Consider the following 18,563-nt stretch of genomic DNA (forward strand, 5'->3'; position numbering starts at 1 on the left):
TTTTATAATAAATAGTTTCTGCAACTTTGCATACGAGAAAAACAGAATAATCATTTATATTTTTATATCATGAAAGCAATTTATCTCAAAACCATTTTCTTCACATTGTCAATGAGTATCGTCACGAACAATGTCTCGGCAATGTTTTCGCCAGTATCTTCTCACATACCGGAAATTAACCAGGCTAAAGACGATAAGGAAAAAGAAGCCTCTGACGACGAAAATAACGTCAACGAGAGAAATGACGCTCCTTTACTGGTCGTAAACGGAACCGGAAAGTCCGCGACATTTACAATTAACACCGGGAATCTGCAAAAAGACCAGCCGGTGTTGATAACTACCCCGAACGGATTCAGCATAAGCCCGGAAAGCATACCGGCAAATACTAAAAACGCTAAAATTACAGTCACTTTAAACAGTACCCAAAAAGTTACCAAAGGAATCATCGTTCTCCGAAGCGGAGACAGCAGAGCCTACGTCAGAGTCCAGGGTATCGGCACTCCGCTTCCAACTAAAGAAATAGCCAAATCTCCCATCTACAAAGGAGGAAAGGACAAAACTTTTGAGAATACCGAATTCAAGCCGGGGGAAAAAGGGTACACTGTTGAATTTAGAGTAAAAATAAATGAGGAAGGAGATGAATTCCATCCTTATATGGTAGACGGAAAAGGATATGGCATGAAAGGGTTTGTCGCCTCAACCGCAATGGGGGTTTATAATTCCAACAGTCAAAAAGGGTTCAGCAATCCTTTGACTAAAACAGAAGGAGGACTAGGCAAGTTTTACAACAATGATAACCGTATGCATACTTACCGTTATGCAATCACGCCGGACAACAGAGCTTTCGTCTATCGCGACGGATTCCCTATCGACACAATACGTCTGGCCGATTACGGTAACCAACCTGATTTTGCCGTTGCAAACGGGGAACCTAAAGAAAACCTCTTAAAGAATCCCGGATTCGAAGGGGAATACAATTATATGGACGGAGGGAAATTAGTAAAAGCCGTGGAAGGATGGAATATTGCCATCCTTGACCGGTGGAACAGCGAACAGTTCATCCTTCCTCAAGAAATCGACAACGAACAGGACTTTAACAATCATATTTTCCGCATTAAGCCTTACAAATGGGCAGGCGGCTGGGGAAACGGCAATATCAACCAGACTGTTGATGTCGCCCCTAACGAAACATATACATTATCCGCACTGGCTAAAGGGGGATTAGACAAGAAAAAAGGCACGCTAACCGCCAAAATGTTTATCCAGGAAGTGGAAGACCGTGAAAAGAAAGTAGAGGCGGAAATAGCCAGTGATACTTGGGAAACGTATTCTCTGGATTTCACGACATCGCCCACTTGCAAACAGATACGTGTAATCTTTCAAATTCAAGCCGGTAAATGGGGGGCTAATATCTCTCCCCTAGATGTAGACAACGTTAAACTTACCGGAGTATCCAGAGTTTATTCTCCCAAAATCGGTTTCGAGAACAATAATGCCGAAATAGAATATTTCACTTACGATTTAAGCGGCGCTTATGCTCCGGAACAACCTGAAATTACAATCAATATTACAGAATAAATAACAAAAAGATGAAGATTATTCTATTAATTTGTTTTGTACTCTCATTCAATACGGCTTTTTCACAAAATACCCGGATTAGCCCGGGGGAGCTGTGGAATGATACAAACGGGGAACAAATAAATGCACACGGCGGATGCGTGGTTTTTACCAAAGGTTACTACTATTGGTTCGGAGAAGACCGTACTGGGTTCATTTCCAACGGGGTCAGTTGTTATCAATCCAAAGACCTGTATAACTGGAAACGTCTGGGGCTTTCTTTAAAAACAACAGGTGAAGCCAGGGAGGATATGAACGACATATCACAAGGCCGTTTGTTTGAACGTCCCAAAGTCATCTACAATCCCCGAACAAACAAGTGGGTAATGTGGAGCCATTGGGAAAGCGGCAAGGGATATGGAGCCGCACGGGTTTGCGTAGCGACCAGTGACAAAGTTGAAGGTCCTTATACTTTATATAAGACTTTTCGCCCGAACAATAACGAATCGCGCGACCAGACCGTTTTTATCGATACGGATGGAAAAGCATACCATTTCTGTTCAACGGACATGAATACCAACATGAACATATCGCTTCTTAGAGACGATTATTTAGAACCGACCTCCACAGAAACAAAAATATTAAAAGGGCTTAAATATGAAGCGCCGGCTATTTTTAAAGTCGGCGATATCTACTACGGATTATTCTCCGGTTGCACGGGATGGACGCCTAACCCCGGCAGAACAGCTTACAGCACTGACATATTAGGGAAATGGAATACGGGAGCCAATTTTGCCGTAGACAAACTTAAACACTTGACATACAACTCACAAAGTTGTTATGTATTCAAAGTCCCGGACAAAGAAAATGCTTATATTTATATGGGTGACCGCTGGAATTCAAAAAATGTGGAAAAGTCTCACCATGTATGGTTGCCAATCAGCATGCGTTCAGGATACCCGGTAGTAAAATGGTACGCTCAATGGGATTTAACGATTTTCGATGACATGTACCGTTATAAACGGGCGGCGAGCATTGTTTCCAACAATATTTATTCATTGTTGGAAAAGGTGTCGGACCGCTTGGTCTCGAAACCGACCAACGGCTTTTGCATAGCCGACGACAATGATGAAATAAACATCGGTTTTGAATTCATTAAAACCGATACGCCTGGTACTTATAAACTAAAAGATACCAAAACCGGAAGATTTCTGGAATCGCTATTCGGTACTTTGCGCCTGAATCCTGAAAAGAAAAACGACATAGCCCAATGCTGGATATTCAATTTGCAGGAAGACGGTTATTACCGAATACAAAATGCCAAAGACAAGAAATATATAACCGTTTCCGGTTCAAACACATTCAACGGGACAAACTTGTATCTTACCGAATATTCTAAAAAATCAATGCAGGACTTCGCTGTTTATTTTGACTCTTACAAATATAAATATGAGGAAGCGGATATATTTTCCGTAAGTTACAGGGCTGATAACCGAAAGCAAATAGAGGCTAAATAATTTTTTCGTGTGTAATTTTCAGATGTTTGTTGTATTTGCAAATCCGGGGGAGACACTTATACTTTAAATTATTTTTTAATGATAAAAGGCCTCCCCTATTCATTCAGATTATCAAAAATAATTCAGTGTATGATGAATATTATCAAAAATATATGTTTGTTCATTTTTATGTGGATATGCAGCCAACCTGTCTTTTCCGCCGGTACTCTTTCTTCCGGCATCCAAACGGAGAGTAACAGTGACTGGGCTGTCACGGCCACGGTCTTCAGGCTTGCCGGAGAAAAGGAAGTAAGGAATGTGAAGCTCAATTGGATGCAACGGGAGGATGCCGAACTTTATAAAATATATCGGAACGGAGACCTGATAGGAGAAGCTAAAGGCGATACTTACGACGATTACGGCTTGGCTGTCGGCAAAACTTTTACTTATCATGTGGAAGCGTTTAAAGACGGCAGGAAAGTAGCTACGGCGATTTCTCAACAAGCGACAACTTTCACCCCCATTGGCGAAGGGAGAATTTATGATAATTTAAACGGCAAGTATATTACCGAAGAACGTTCCGGCAAACCGCAAGGTATGAAAATCGGAGACCTTTATTTTTCATACAAGATAGAAAATACGGAAAAAGAGGCAGACGGACAGAAAACGAAAGGTTGGCTGGTTACCGAGAGTTATTCCAAAACCGGGCTTGACGGGAGTTGGAGCGTTCCCAGGGAATTGGCCTTCTACCCGAACGTAAAATTCGAAGGCAACGCTTTCCGGTACAATCCCCAAACAGGAAAGGTGGTGTTGTCTTCACATTATGAAGACGAAAAGGGATATACCGCTGCAAAAATCTATCTGGCGCAGATTACTCCGAAAGGCCGACTTGAGGTAGGAACAATGGAACGGCCGTTAGGATACGACTCACGGGACCAATCACTGTTCATCGACGATGACAACACGGCTTATCTCCTTTCCGCCACCAACATGAACAGCGACATAAACATTTACAAATTGGATAAATCGTGGACCAAGCCTGTTGCCCTAGTCAATACAATATGCAAAGGATTGCATAGGGAGACTCCTGCGATTATCAAAAAAGACGGAAAATATTACTTTTTCAGTTCAAAAGCTTCCGGATGGTATCCAAGCCAAACGGTATATACGTCGGCCGGCAAACTGGACGGTGAATGGTCGCCTGTAAGAGAAATAGGCAACAATACGACTTTTGACGCTCAGTTTAACAGAATCAGTACAGTGAAAAACACCTGTGGGGTATGGAGTTATCATTGGGGGGCGCAACGGAAATACCAAACTCCCGACGGCAATTTCCCTAGAATTTCCATCGCTGCATTTAACAGAGGATACGCATCAATGGATTATTACAGGTTTGTCGAATTCAATGACCGGTATGGGCTCATCCCCGTGCAAAACGGAAAGAACCTCACCTTAAACATGCCGGTGACAGCGACAGTGCCGGGAGTAAAAGGGGTGAATGCCGGTTGCATCACAGACGGCGCCGATTTGGACTCTTCCATTTATTTTCAGAAAAGTTCCAATGCAAAAGTCGGTACTCCATACATGTTTGTCATAGACATGCAAAAAAAGGCGCAAATTTCGGAAATAAATTTTTCAACCAAACTTGTCAACGGGTCGGAAGCCGCTTACAAATATACAATTGAAGGAAGTCTGGACGGAAAAAGTTATAAGACACTTGTCAACGGCAGACAAAACTGGCAAGTGGGATTCCTTATTCTGACTATCGAAGACCCGGCATTCTATAGGTATTTGCGCTTGCGTATCTATGGAATTGTGAATGTGCACAAAGGCAATTCGGCTACATGGGCCGACGGTATTTATGAATTTACGGCTTTCGGCACTCCGCAACCCTAATAACTTCAAACGGATATTATTGAAAAGACCGGTCGGCTGTTCAAAAAGGCGATTGGCCTTTTCTCTTTTTATACCGTCTCTTATCCTGTAAACGTCCTATAAACAGGACAACCCGCCAGTTCCGGATACCAGTTCCGCACGCTACAGCGAACAAATGTTTATATACGTATAAAAAGGCATTAAAACCTTTCCCATTTCATTTTTTCCCCGTATTATTCGCTGGAATCAAAGAAAGTCCCTATCTTTACCCCAAGTATTTTTAGTATTCACCATTAAATGTAAAGATTATGGCAAGTAGAAGAGAACTCAAAAAGAATGTAAATTATATTGCAGGAGAATTATTTACCGAATGTTTGGTTAACAGTATGCTTATTCCCGGTGTCGACAAAGCGAAAACGGATGAAGTGATGGCTGAAATATTGAAGATGCAGGATGAATTCGTCACCCGTATCAGTCATACGGAACCGGGTAATGTGAAAGGTTTTTATAGGAAATTCCAAGCTGACTTCAATGCAAAGGTGAATGAGATTATTGAAGCTATCGGAAAATTGAATTAAAAACAGAATGAAGAAAGCAATTTATAGCTTTATCTATTACCGCCTGTTAGGGTGGAAGACTCATGTCACGGTACCTAATTATGACAAATGCGTAATATGTGCCGCTCCACACACAACAAACTTCGACTTATTTATCGGAAAACTGTTTTACGGGGCCTTAGGACGTAAAACAAGCTTCATGATGAAAAAAGAATGGTTCTTTTTTCCACTCGGCATTTTTTTTAAAGCGGTTGGAGGAATTCCTGTAGACCGTAGCCGAAAGACTTCATTGGTAGACCAGATGGTCCGGCATTTCAACGAATGCAAAAAATTCCATCTGGCCATTACTCCGGAAGGGACGCGCAAGGCGAATCCGAACTGGAAAAAAGGGTTTTATTATATCGCCCTCAAAGCGCAGGTGCCTATCGTACTGATTGGTATCGACTACGAAAAAAAGACTATTTCGGCAACCAAAGCTATTATGCCGTCGGGAGATGTTGCTAAGGATATGCGGGAAATCAAACTTTATTTCAAGAATTTCAAAGGAAAACATCCCGAAAATTTTGTTCTCGGCGAATTATAAGCTTACCGCAAGTTGCACAGAGGGATTTGTACCAACCGGTTTATGACAATCGGTGCAGCTTGCGGTAAATAAAAAAACAGCAATTTAACTTCTTCATGGATTCACTTCGGATTTCTATCATACAGACCGATATTATCTGGGAAAACAAGCAGGAGAATCTCCTTTTACAAGAGAAAAAGTTGCAAAGCCTCCGCGGAACGACGGAGATTGCCGTTTTACCGGAGATGTTCTCAACGGGATTCAGTATGCAAAGCAGCGAGCTGGCGGAGCCAAACTCCGGCATAACCGTTACTGTTTTAAAACAATGGGCTTCTCAATTTCAAATGGCTATTTGCGGAAGTTACATAGCAACAGATAACGGATGCTTTTACAACCGGGCTTTTTTCCTGACTCCTGAAGGAGAAGAGTTTTTTTATGACAAGCGCCATTTGTTCCGCATGGGACGTGAGGCCGAATATTTCTCAGCCGGCAACAAACGGACCGTTATTTCCTATCTGGGATGGAACATTTGCCTACTTATATGTTACGACCTCCGTTTTCCTGTCTGGAGCCGGAACATCAACAATGAATACGACCTGCTGATATATGTGGCAAACTGGCCGGCTTCCCGGCGTTTGGCCTGGGACACCCTGCTCCGGGCGCGGGCACTGGAAAATCAATGTTATGTATGCGGCGTCAACAGAGTAGGTACGGACGGACATCATCTCAGTTACAACGGGGGAAGTAAAATTTATTCTGCACTCGGAACGGAAATCGCTTCACTACCGGATGAAGAGGAAGGAATAAGGACGGCTCCCCTTACATTGTCTGCCCTCAGGCAATTCAGAGAAAAATTTCCGGCATGGAAAGATGCGGACGGATTTCAACTGTAACATTTGCTATAAAACAAATGTTAAAAACAGATTGATAGAGCAACAATACCTAGAAATTAGTAGTTATTTATAAAGACTTCTTTTGTATCTTTGTCGTGGAAATACAGTCGCAAAGACGCTAATCTTACATAACTTAATTGACAACTTTATGAAAACAAATCTCAGTTCTCAAATCAGTCTCCATCGGGTCTCCCCCAGATATTACAGACCGGAGAATGCATTTGAAAAATCAGTCTTGACGAGACTTGAAAAAATTCCTACGGACATCTACGAATCTGTAGAAGAAGGAGCTACTTATATTGCTCGCGAAATAGCACAGACCATCCGCGAAAAACAAAAGGCAGGCCGTTTCTGCGTACTGGCGCTTCCGGGTGGAAATTCTCCCAGCCACGTATATACGGAACTGATTCGCATGCACAAAGAAGAAGGACTCAGTTTCCGCAATGTAATCGTATTTAATATGTACGAATATTATCCTCTGTCGTCCGAGGCCGTAAACAGCAACTTCAATGCTTTGAAAAACATGCTGTTGAATCATGTCGATATAGACAAACAGAATGTGTTTACTCCTGACGGGACAATCGCCAAAGATACAATCTTCGAATATTGCCGTTTGTATGAACAACGCATCGAAAGTTTCGGCGGTATCGACATCGCTTTGTTGGGTATCGGCCGCGTAGGTAATATCGCATTCAACGAGCCGGGTTCCCGCCTGAACTCCACCACTCGCCTGATTTTGCTCGATAATGCTTCACGCAACGAAGCATCCAAGATATTCGGTACGATTGACAATACGCCTATCAGCTCTATCACTATGGGAGTATCTACTATCCTCGGAGCGAAAAAGGTTTATCTGCTCGCATGGGGAGAGAATAAGGCGGCTATGATTAAAGAATGTGTAGAAGGGCCGATTTCCGATACGATTCCCGCATCTTACCTGCAGACCCATAATAATGCACACGTGGCGCTCGACCTTTCGGCTGCCATGAATCTGACCCGTATCCAACGTCCCTGGCTGGTTACCTCCTGCGAATGGAACGATAAATTAATCCGCAGTGCAATTGTCTGGTTATGCCAGTTGACAGGAAAACCTATCCTGAAACTGACTAACAAAGATTATAATGAAAACGGGTTAAGCGAACTTCTGGCGCTTTACGGTTCCGCATACAACGTAAACATTAAAATCTTTAACGATTTGCAGCATACCATTACCGGATGGCCGGGCGGTAAACCCAACGCGGACGACACTTACCGTCCCGAACGCGCCAAACCATATCCGAAACGTGCCATAATTTTCTCTCCTCACCCGGACGACGACGTTATTTCCATGGGAGGAACGCTTCGCCGGCTGGTGGAACAGAAACATGAAGTGCATGTAGCTTATGAAACTTCCGGAAATATAGCTGTAGGCGATGAGGAAGTGGTACGTTTTATGCATTTTATCAATGGCTTTAACCAAATCTTCAATAATAGCGAAGACAAGATTATCAATGAGAAGTACGCGGAAATACGTAACTTCCTGAAAGAAAAGAAAGACGGCGATATGGATAGCCGCGATATCTTAACTATCAAAGGACTGATTCGCAGAGGGGAGGCCCGCACTGCCTGCACATATAACAATATACCGCTGGAGCGCTGCCATTTCCTTGATTTGCCGTTTTATGAAACAGGTAAGATACAGAAAAACCCGATTAGCGAGGCAGACGTGGAAATCGTGCGTAACCTTCTCCGTGAAATTAAACCTCACCAGGTTTTCGTCGCAGGCGACCTGGCAGACCCGCACGGAACACACCGGGTATGTACGGATGCCGTATTTGCAGCCATCGACCTGGAGAAGGAAGAAGGCGCCAAATGGTTGAAAGACTGCCGTATCTGGATGTACCGCGGCGCATGGGCCGAATGGGAAATCGAAAACATCGAAATGGCTGTACCTATCAGTCCGGAAGAACTTCGGGCAAAACGCAATTCTATCCTGAAACATCAGTCACAAATGGAAAGCGCTCCTTTCCTGGGCAATGACGAACGGTTGTTCTGGCAGCGTAGTGAAGACCGTAACCGCGGTACGGCTATTCTATACGACCAGTTAGGACTGGCTTCATACGAAGCAATGGAAGCATTCGTTGAATATATTCCGTTATAAAAAAGATTCTTAATTAAGAGAACATAAAACAATGAAAGAAGAGTGGGAGGTTTCGATACTTCTCACTCTTTTTTGTTTATTTTTGCAGGGGAATTTATCCTGATTCTGTAAACTGATACTGATTATCAAGGAGGATTCAGGGATTTTTCATGTAATCTCGCAGTGATAAAACCTAAAAACATTAAACGATGAAAAAGATAATCGTGTTTTTCATATACCTGATAACGGGGATAAATTTCCTCTTTGCCCAGGACATTGAAAGAAATATAAAAGAACGGTTAACCGATTATTTCGGCAATTATGTTTCAACGGCCCGGATAAGTACTCCCAAACTGGATGGTTTCGATATTGACTATGAACATAAGACGATTACGGTTCATGCCTCGGAAAGTTTTGCATGCCAGCCATTCCGTCCGGAAACCGTAGAACGGATATATAACCAAATCAGGGATTTGCTCCCCGGTCCGGTGCACTATTACCGCCTCACAATCTATACGGACGGAAAGCCTATTGAAGAACTGGTTCCTAATTTTTACCGGGGCAAGAAAAAAGACAAAAGCCGAATGCCGTTAAATGCGGAATATAAAGGAACTCCCTGGATAAAAAACGTTTCACGTCCCTATGATATTTCACGCGGGCTGCAAAATCGCCATATAGCAGTCTGGCAAAGCCACGGCAGTTATTTCAAGAATGACAAGGACGAATGGGGATGGCAACGTCCCCGCCTGTTTTGTACAACCGAAGATTTGTTCACCCAGTCTTTTGTTCTTCCTTACGTAATTCCCATGTTGGAAAATGCGGGTGCAATTGTTTATACTCCCAGAGAACGGGATACACAAAAAAATGAGATTATCGTAGACAACGATACTCCCAACGCTTCGCTTTATCTGGAAGTGGGAAGTAAAAAGGCTCATTGGACTACTGCCGCGGCCAAAGGGTTTGCCCAAAGAAAAACGGTTTACAATGACGGCGAAAATCCGTTTACGGACGGAACCTGCCGAATCATACCTACAGAGAAAAAGAAGAAGAAAGCCCAGGCTTTTGCCGAATGGGTTCCGACCTTGCCTGCAAGCGGTAAATATGCCGTTTATGTTTCTTACCAGACATTGCCCAATAGTGTAAGCGACGCCAAATATCTTGTTTTCCACAACGGAGGAGTCACCGAATTTAAAGTAAACCAGAAAATAGGCGGAGGGACTTGGGTATATCTCGGTACTTTCGATTTTGACAAGGAAAATAATGACTATGGCATGGTGGTATTAAGCAATGAAAGTAACGAACACGGGGTCGTATGTGCCGATGCGGTACGTTTCGGAGGAGGAATGGGAAATATCTCCCGCGGAGGAAAAATCAGCGGGCTTCCCCGTTACCTGGAAGGAGCGCGCTATTTCGCCCAATGGGCGGGAATGCCCTACAGGGTATATGCCGGACGGAAAGGGGAAAACGACTATGTAGACGATATCAACACACGTTCCAACACAATTAATTATTTATCAGGGGGGTCTGTCTACAATCCGAAACAGCCGGGATTAGGAATACCGTTGGAAATGACTATGGCATTGCACAGCGATGCCGGATGCAGTAAAACTGACGAATTAATCGGTTCGCTCGGTATCTACACAACCGGCTTTAACGATGGGAAGCTACATGCAGGGACAGACCGTTACGCTTCACGAGATTTGTCGGATCTATTGCTTACTCAGATACAGAAGGACATTCGTTCCAGCTACAATCTTTCCTGGACACGCCGCAGCATGTGGAACCGGAATTACAGTGAGACCCGGCTTCCGGCCGTCCCTTCTACAATCATCGAGCTGCTTTCGCATCAGAATTTTGCGGATATGCGGTTAGGGCATGATCCTAACTTCAAATTTACAGTGGGACGTGCCATATATAAAGGAATCCTACGATTCATTACCAGCCAACACGACAAAGAGTATGTAGTCCAACCTCTCCCCGTAAGTAATTTCGCAATCCGTTTCGGTAAAAAGAAAAATACGCTGGAATTGTCATGGAAAGGAGAAGACGACCCGCAGGAACCGACGGCGCACCCGCGGGAATATGTCGTATATACACGAATCGGATACGGCGGTTTCGACAACGGGACTTTAGTGAGCAAACCTGCCTACACTGTGAAAATAGAACCGGGCCTGGTGTATTCGTTTAAAGTAACGGCTGTGAACCGGGGAGGTGAAAGTTTCCCTTCCGAAATTCTCTCGGCTTACAAAGCGAAACGGGAACGTGAAAAGGTTTTAATAATCAACGGTTTCGACAGGGTCAGCGGTCCGGCAGCCGTCAATACCTTCGATAAAGCCGGATTCGATTTAGACCGTGACCCCGGTGTGCCTTATTTGTCAAATATCTCATTCTGCGGCACACAGACCGGATTTGACCGTACACAAGCCGGAAAAGAGGGGAAAGGAAGTCTGGGATACAGCGAGAATGAACTGGAAGGAATAAAAATTGCGGGAAATACATTTGATTATCCTTTTATTCATGGAAAAGCAATCCAGGCTGCGGGAAAATACAGTTTTACATCCTGCAGTGACGAAGCTGTAGAAAACGGGATTGTCACCCTGGAAGATTATAAGATTGTAGACTATATTCTGGGACTCGAAAAAGAAGATACATCCCAAAAACTGGCTTACTACAAAACATTTTCTTCAGCCATGCAGCGCATCATCACCAGTTATTGCCAATCCGGGGGTAACATATTTGTCAGCGGTGCATATATAGGAAGTGACATGAACGGTACGCAAGGAAACAGAGAGTTTACCCAGAGGATTTTGAAATACGGTTACCAGGGTAGCCTGACAGATAAAAGCTCTAGTCGAATCAACGGGCTCGGACAGACGTTCACTATTCCACGGCTGCCCAATGAGAACAGTTATGCCGTGCCCGCCCCGGATTGCATCGTTCCGGTAGATACCGCTTTCCCTGTATTTACCTATGTCCCCGGCAACCGGAATGCCGGTATTGCCTACAAGGGTGATTACCGGACTTTTGTACTGGGTTTCCCGTTCGAAAGCATCCAATCGGAAGCGCACCGGGCAAACATAATGGCTAGCATATTGGATTTTTTTATACGGAAATAAGATAATCGCCACAAGACAATAAGGGTAACACAGATATGCTTTCCCCCGTGAACATCCATGTTACCCGGCATTGCTCGGGACAAAACAAAAAATATTTTCTTTTTTTATCTGTTTCTCATTTTAAATTCTATCTTTGCAGGAAACAATAACTTTAAAATTAAAGAATAATGTATATTATACAAGCAAATCCCAGCGGTACACGCAGCATAGAAGTATCTACCGAAAACCTAAGAACAATAGAAAAATACTCCCTGTTCCGTCATCTCATCGACAGCACGGGTATTGTAGATGAAGCTGTATTGGATAAATTAAAATTGAATATCCGTTCTCTCATAGCCAGCCAGGAAGAGGACAGCAAGGATTTGCTGGACCTTTGCATTGATGTGATTTACCACAATAATATGAAGGCATTCGGACTGCAACAACTTATCAAGCTTTACCTCACCTGGCTTTCCAGCCCTGAAGCGGAAGAGGAGGAAGAATGACGAGAATAGACACCTGCGGAACAACGGCATACAGTCCGTTGATTCCTGCAATCAAAGCGATATGCAATGCCGTTCCCGGCGAAACGATAGAAATCGTGATGAATCATGCCGGTGCGTTTCAGGATTTAAAAGAATATCTGTCGGAACAAAATATCGGCTTTCGTGAAATTTACGAAGGAGAACGAATGACGTTACAGTTTACTGTCAATAACAAAGATTCAATAAATCACCTGAATAATTGAAATAAATTATTCTAATAATCGAAATCGGACATTCCAATGAATAAAAAAATCATTGGGATGTTTTTTATTATCCGTATCTTTGCGGCATGAAAGAATATCGACTGACCGACTGGTTACCTACAACTAAAAAGGAAGTGGAGCTTCGCGGATGGAATGAGCTGGATGTCATTCTTTTCAGCGGTGACGCCTATGTAGACCATCCTTCTTTCGGGGCTGCCGTTATCGGGCGTATCCTTGAAGCGGAAGGTTTAAAGGTTGCCATCGTCCCCCAACCCAACTGGCGTGATGACCTGCGTGACTTCAAAAAGCTGGGGCGTCCGCGGTTATTCTTCGGCATTTCCGCCGGTTGCATGGACTCGATGGTCAACAAATACACTGCCAACAAGCGTTTACGCAGCGAAGACGCATATACTCCGGACGGACGCCCGGATATGCGTCCGGAATATCCGTCCATCGTTTACAGCCGGATTCTGAAAAGGCTTTATCCGGACGTTCCTGTCGTATTGGGAGGCATCGAGGCTAGTTTAAGACGTTTAAGCCATTACGATTATTGGCAAGACAAGGTGCAGAAAAGTATATTATGCGACAGTGGAGCCGATTTGCTTATTTACGGTATGGGAGAAAAACCCGTGGTAGAATTAAGCAGGGCGGTAATGGCTTGTGGTAATTCCCGCCTGCCGCTAACTGTTTATGATATTCCTCAGATAGCTTATCTCCGTCGTGCGTCAGAATGGACGCCTGCCCCCGACGACATACAGCTTTATTCGCACGAAGAGTGTTTGTCCGACAAAAAGAAACAGGCTAGCAATTTCCGGCATATTGAAGAAGAATCGAACAAATATGCCGCTTCCCGCATCACGCAGGCAGTGGGGAATAAAGTGGTGGTGGTTAATCCTCCTTATCCCCCGATGAGTCAGAAAGAACTGGACCATTCGTTTGACCTGCCCTATACCCGCCTCCCTCATCCTAAATACAAAGGCAAAAGGATTCCGGCATACGACATGATTAAATTTTCCATCAATATCCACAGAGGGTGTTTCGGTGGTTGCGCTTTTTGCACCATTTCCGCACATCAGGGGAAATTTATCGTCAGCCGCAGCAAAGAATCGATTCTACAGGAGGTGAAAAAAGTAATGGAATTACCGGACTTCAAGGGATATCTAAGCGATTTGGGAGGTCCTTCCGCCAATATGTATCAGATGAAAGGAAAAGACGAAACTGTTTGCAGAAAGTGTAAACGTCCGTCGTGCATCCATCCGAAGGTTTGTCCGAATTTAAATTCGGACCACCGTCCTTTACTGGACATTTACCATACGGTAGACCAATTGCCCGGAATCAAGAAGTCTTTCATCGGTAGCGGAGTACGTTATGACCTGCTGCTTCATCGGAGTAAAGATGAAGCGGTTAACCGTAGTGCTGCCGAGTACACCCGCGAATTAATCATCAACCATGTCAGCGGCCGGTTGAAAGTAGCTCCGGAGCACACTAGCGACCGGGTATTGTCTGTGATGCGCAAACCGCCTTTCGAACAGTTCGAAACATTCAAAAAAATATTCGACCGTATTAACAGGGAAGAGAATATGCGCCAGCAATTGATTCCGTATTTCATTTCGTCACATCCCGGATGTAAAGAGGAAGACATGGCAGAACTTGCCGTTATCACCAAACGCCTGGATTTCCATCTGGAACAGGTACAGGACTTCACTCCCACCCCGATGACAGTAGCTACCGAAGCTTGGTACACCGGATTTCATCCGTACACTCTGGAACCTATATTCAGTGCGAAAACCCAACGGGAAAAACTTGCCCAGCGCCAGTTCTTTTTCTGGTATAAACCGGAAGAACGGAAAAACATCATCAATGAATTGAGACGTATCGGCCGTTCTGACCTGATAGACAGGCTATACGGAAAAAAGAAGTGATTTTTTCCTCCCCATAAGACACAGGAATTCTTATGAGTGAGTTACGGAATACGTTTTTAGCATGCGCGACGGCGATTAAACATTAAGGTTCTTCGCCGAAGCAATGGTGTTTGTGGCTATTTCATAAATAAAATAGATAGAAAGAACAGGAAATATACGGCAAATTCAGCACTTCCCGTTTGCCAATAACAGAACGCACATATATCAGTAGTCGAGATAAAAGGCTCTTGCTTCAAACGGGAATGGACAGGGAAACGGTCCGTCGGAACTTTACCTCTTTTATGCAATCCGATGAAGTATGTCATTCCTTCACCGGTAACGCTACAATTTCCCTCAATACGCTGACCGCCGTTTCTACATTGGTGACGTCCTTAATCAACATGCTTCGCTTGCCGTTCTGTTCCCGCAAATCACAACGGCGGGTATATTTCATCATATAGTCAATCACTTTACCGAAAGCTTGACTTTGATAGAACGGGCTATCCGGATTGGATACGAAGAACAAAGTCATACGGCCACCTTTCAAGAAGATTTTCTCCGCCCCCAGGCGCGCTGCCAAACGGCGCAGGGGAACGATACGAAGCAGTTCTTCCGTTTCCGGAGGAACAGGTCCGAAACGGTCTTCCAAACGGGAGCGGAAAGCTTCCACATCTTTGTCTAAAGTCAGGCCGTCCAGTTCGCGATAAAGCAACATCCGTTCACTGCTGCCGGTGACATAGTTTGCCGGCAATAACAGTTCGAGGTCACTTTCCACCTGACATTCATCTACAAATCCTTCTCCGCTAATCTGCCCCTCTTCTTTGATTTCATCCGCATACAACTCCGCAAACTCATCGTTTTTCAACTCGTGGACAGCCTCGGAGAGAATTTTCTGATAGGTTTCATATCCCAAATCTGCGATAAAACCGCTTTGTTCCGCTCCAAGCAAATTGCCCGCACCACGAATGTCCAAATCCTGCATAGCGATATGGATGCCACTGCCCAAGTCGCTGAAATTTTCAATAGCTTGCAAACGGCGGCGTCCCTCTGCCGTCAGAGTACTTAACGGAGGAGCCAGCAAATAACAAAAGGCTTTCTTATTACTGCGTCCCACTCGTCCACGCATCTGATGCAAATCGCTTAACCCGAAATTCTGAGCCTGGTTAATGATAATCGTATTGGCATTCGGAATATCAATCCCGCTTTCAATAATGGTAGTCGCCAAAAGCACGTCATAATCGTAATTGACAAAATCCAGTATAATCTTTTCCAGTTGGGCGGGTTCCATCTGCCCGTGCCCGATTGCCACACGGCAATCGGGGATATGCCGCTCAACCATCGCCTTTAATTCCGGTAAATTCGCTATCCGGTTGTTTACAAAGAAAACCTGTCCGTTACGGCTCATTTCAAAATTAATGGCATCCGTAATGACTTCTTCATTGAATGTATGTACTTCGGTCTGAATCGGATAACGGTTAGGCGGCGGGGTGGAGATAACGCTCAGGTCACGGGCTCCCATCAAGGAAAACTGAAGAGTACGGGGAATCGGGGTGGCAGTCATAGTCAATGTATCCACATTCACTTTCAGTTGCCGCAGCTTCTCTTTAACGGAAACCCCGAATTTCTGTTCTTCATCCACAATCAGCAAACCCAAATCTTTGAACTGAACATCTTTCCCCAAAATGCGATGAGTACCTATGAGAATATTGACATCACCTTCTCTCAATCCTTTCAAAACAGCCTTGGCCTGTGTGGCCGTACGCGCACGGCTTAAATATTCCACCCGGCAAGGCAATCCCTTCAACCGTTCGCGGAATGTCTGGAAATGCTGATAGGCCAAAACTGTTGTCGGAACCAATACGGCGACCTGCTTATTATCGGCCACTGCTTTGAAAGCGGCACGGATAGCAACTTCCGTTTTTCCGAAGCCCACATCTCCGCAGACCAGACGGTCCATCGGACGATCGCTTTCCATATCGTTTTTTACGTCAATAGTAGCCTTGCTCTGGTCGGGGGTGTCTTCATAAATGAAAGAGGCTTCCAGCTCATGTTGCAAAAAACTATCGGGACTATAGGCAAACCCTTTTTCCTGACGCCGCTGTGAATACAATTTAATCAAATCACGGGCAATGTCTTTGATTTTGGTCTTGGTACGTTCTTTCAACTTTTCCCATGCACCTGTTCCCAGTTTATTCAAACGAGGCGCTTCTCCCTCTTTTCCCTTATATTTGGAGACCTTATGCAAAGAATGAATCGAGACAAACACGACATCATCATTTTGAAAGACCAGTTTCAAGACTTCCTGTGTAGTATCCCCGTTCGGTATACGTACCAGTCCGGAAAAACGCCCGATGCCGTGGTCTGTATGCACCACATAATCACCCGGAGTAAACTGGTTCAATTCTTTTAAAGACAGGGCGACTTTTCCCGAACGCGCTTTATCGCTTTTCAGGTTATATTTGTGAAAACGGTCGAACAATTGATGGTCTGTGAAAATGCAAAGACGTAACGTATTATCAACAAAACCTTCATGTACGGTACGCTCTACCGGAACAAACCGAATCTTGTCTCCCCGGTCCTCGAAAATAGCTTTAATCCGGTCTGTCTGCTTCACACTGTCACTACAGATATAGAGCGTATATCCTTTCTGCAGGTAATCTTTGAATGAGCCGGCTACCAAATCAAAATTCTTATGGAAAATAGGCTGGGCGGAAGTATCGAACATCACACTGGCATTCGGCGTACCTGTCGGTTTATTGCCAAACTCCATCCGACGGAAATCAAGCGCCCGTACCGTAAACTCGCCGCTGTCTATCAATTTGCCTTCCAGAGTAATGCCTCCATTCTCTTCGGCTTCCTGTACGGCGATTGCCTGCGGAGTCAACGCCTCGTCATGCACTGCCTGAATACGCTCACGCAACCAAAGAAAATCACGCATCGCCAGAACGGTCTCTTCTGGAATAAAATCCAGAAAAGAAGTGGTGGCCGCTCCCGTCACTGCCAAATCAGGGACAATAGATACACCGCCTTTCTTTTCTCTGGACAATTGCGAATCAACCTCGAAAGTACGGATACTCTCTACTTCATCACCAAAAAAATCAATGCGGTAGGGATATTCCGAAGCAAAAGAAAAAACGTCGATAATACTGCCACGAACAGCATATTGTCCCGGCTCATACACATAATCGACATATTCAAACCCATAACTGTGCAACACATCCGTGATAAAAACCGTATCCACCTTCTCCCCTACACTCAGTTTCAGGGTTTTATCGCTCAACTCTTTGCGGGATACGACCTTCTCCGCCAACGCATCCGGATAAGTAACGATACACAACCCCTTTTCTCCTTTTTGCAAACGGCTCAGCACTTCCGTACGCAAAATTTCATTTGCCGCATCTTTTTGCCCGTATTTAACCGAACGCCGGAAGGAGGACGGGAAGAACAATACGGTTTCCGCCCCCAACACTTGTGTCAGGTCATGGTAAAAATAACCGGCTTCTTCAAGGTCGCCCAAAATAAAAACAAACGGATATCCGCTCTCCCGTACCAACACGGAAGAAAAAAGCGAAGCAGCAGACGCGCACAGTCCTCCACAAAAAATTGTCTGAATAGAAGTGTCTTTCAACAAACGCTTCATGACCGCCGTATTGGGGTGGGCGGCATATTGTTGTTGCAGTTCTGTTATTGTCATATATCGATAAAATTTCATCGCAAAAGTACAAAAAAAGCGGGAACAAGATATTAAAAGCCGTTAGAA

Annotated in this window: 12 protein-coding genes; 11 read left to right on the forward strand and 1 reads right to left on the reverse strand. The window is 44.4% G+C overall.

Annotated features, from left to right (window positions below):
* The first annotated feature begins 69 nt into the window (after positions 1 to 69).
* The 11 genes from Q5076_RS03665 (at position 70) to Q5076_RS03715 (ending at position 14,824) form a co-directional block, all read left to right on the forward strand.
* A complete protein-coding gene (locus tag Q5076_RS03665; RefSeq protein ID WP_303010920.1) occupies positions 70 to 1,578 on the forward strand; it encodes a carbohydrate binding domain-containing protein in 1,509 nt (502 codons plus the stop codon).
* Between the two features lie 11 nt (positions 1,579 to 1,589).
* On the forward strand, positions 1,590 to 3,074 hold the full coding sequence (locus Q5076_RS03670; protein ID WP_303010921.1) for a family 43 glycosylhydrolase: 1,485 nt from the start codon (positions 1,590 to 1,592) through the stop codon (positions 3,072 to 3,074).
* A gap of 132 nt (positions 3,075 to 3,206) precedes the next feature.
* Positions 3,207 to 4,949 carry a family 43 glycosylhydrolase gene (locus tag Q5076_RS03675; protein WP_303010962.1) on the forward strand — a complete coding sequence of 581 codons (1,743 nt, stop codon included), beginning with the start codon at positions 3,207 to 3,209 and terminating at the stop codon, positions 4,947 to 4,949.
* A gap of 287 nt (positions 4,950 to 5,236) precedes the next feature.
* Positions 5,237 to 5,506 (forward strand): hypothetical protein, encoded by a 270-nt coding sequence (locus Q5076_RS03680; RefSeq protein ID WP_303010923.1) that lies wholly within the window; start codon positions 5,237 to 5,239, stop codon positions 5,504 to 5,506.
* 7 nt (positions 5,507 to 5,513) lie between these two features.
* Positions 5,514 to 6,068 carry a lysophospholipid acyltransferase family protein gene (locus Q5076_RS03685; RefSeq protein ID WP_303010924.1) on the forward strand — a complete coding sequence of 185 codons (555 nt, stop codon included), beginning with the start codon at positions 5,514 to 5,516 and terminating at the stop codon, positions 6,066 to 6,068.
* Between the two features lie 95 nt (positions 6,069 to 6,163).
* Positions 6,164 to 6,940: an amidohydrolase gene (locus tag Q5076_RS03690; RefSeq protein ID WP_303010925.1), complete on the forward strand. Its 777-nt coding sequence runs from the start codon at positions 6,164 to 6,166 to the stop codon at positions 6,938 to 6,940.
* Between the two features lie 148 nt (positions 6,941 to 7,088).
* Positions 7,089 to 9,080 carry a glucosamine-6-phosphate deaminase gene (locus Q5076_RS03695; protein WP_303010926.1) on the forward strand — a complete coding sequence of 664 codons (1,992 nt, stop codon included), beginning with the start codon at positions 7,089 to 7,091 and terminating at the stop codon, positions 9,078 to 9,080.
* A gap of 188 nt (positions 9,081 to 9,268) precedes the next feature.
* The gene (locus tag Q5076_RS03700) at positions 9,269 to 12,175 is read left to right on the forward strand and encodes a xanthan lyase (RefSeq protein WP_303010928.1); all 2,907 of its coding nucleotides are present in this window, start codon (positions 9,269 to 9,271) and stop codon (positions 12,173 to 12,175) included.
* Positions 12,176 to 12,342: 167 nt separating this feature from the next.
* Positions 12,343 to 12,660, forward strand: coding sequence for a hypothetical protein (locus Q5076_RS03705; protein WP_303010929.1), 318 nt, complete (start codon positions 12,343 to 12,345; stop codon positions 12,658 to 12,660).
* Complete coding sequence (locus Q5076_RS03710; RefSeq protein WP_303010931.1) at positions 12,657 to 12,902, forward strand: sulfurtransferase TusA family protein; 246 nt, start codon at positions 12,657 to 12,659, stop codon at positions 12,900 to 12,902. The genes Q5076_RS03705 and Q5076_RS03710 overlap by 4 nt, the downstream gene beginning before the upstream one ends.
* Before the next feature lie 86 nt (positions 12,903 to 12,988).
* Positions 12,989 to 14,824, forward strand: coding sequence for a YgiQ family radical SAM protein (locus Q5076_RS03715; RefSeq protein ID WP_303010933.1), 1,836 nt, complete (start codon positions 12,989 to 12,991; stop codon positions 14,822 to 14,824).
* Between the two features lie 301 nt (positions 14,825 to 15,125).
* Here Q5076_RS03715 and mfd read toward each other — a convergent pair whose 3' ends face one another.
* Positions 15,126 to 18,497 carry a transcription-repair coupling factor gene (gene mfd / locus Q5076_RS03720; RefSeq protein ID WP_303010935.1) on the reverse strand — a complete coding sequence of 1,124 codons (3,372 nt, stop codon included), beginning with the start codon at positions 18,495 to 18,497 and terminating at the stop codon, positions 15,126 to 15,128.
* Between the last annotated feature and the right edge of the window lie 66 nt (positions 18,498 to 18,563).

The organism is uncultured Bacteroides sp., assembly GCF_958445495.1.
GTDB lineage: Bacteria > Bacteroidota > Bacteroidia > Bacteroidales > Bacteroidaceae > Bacteroides.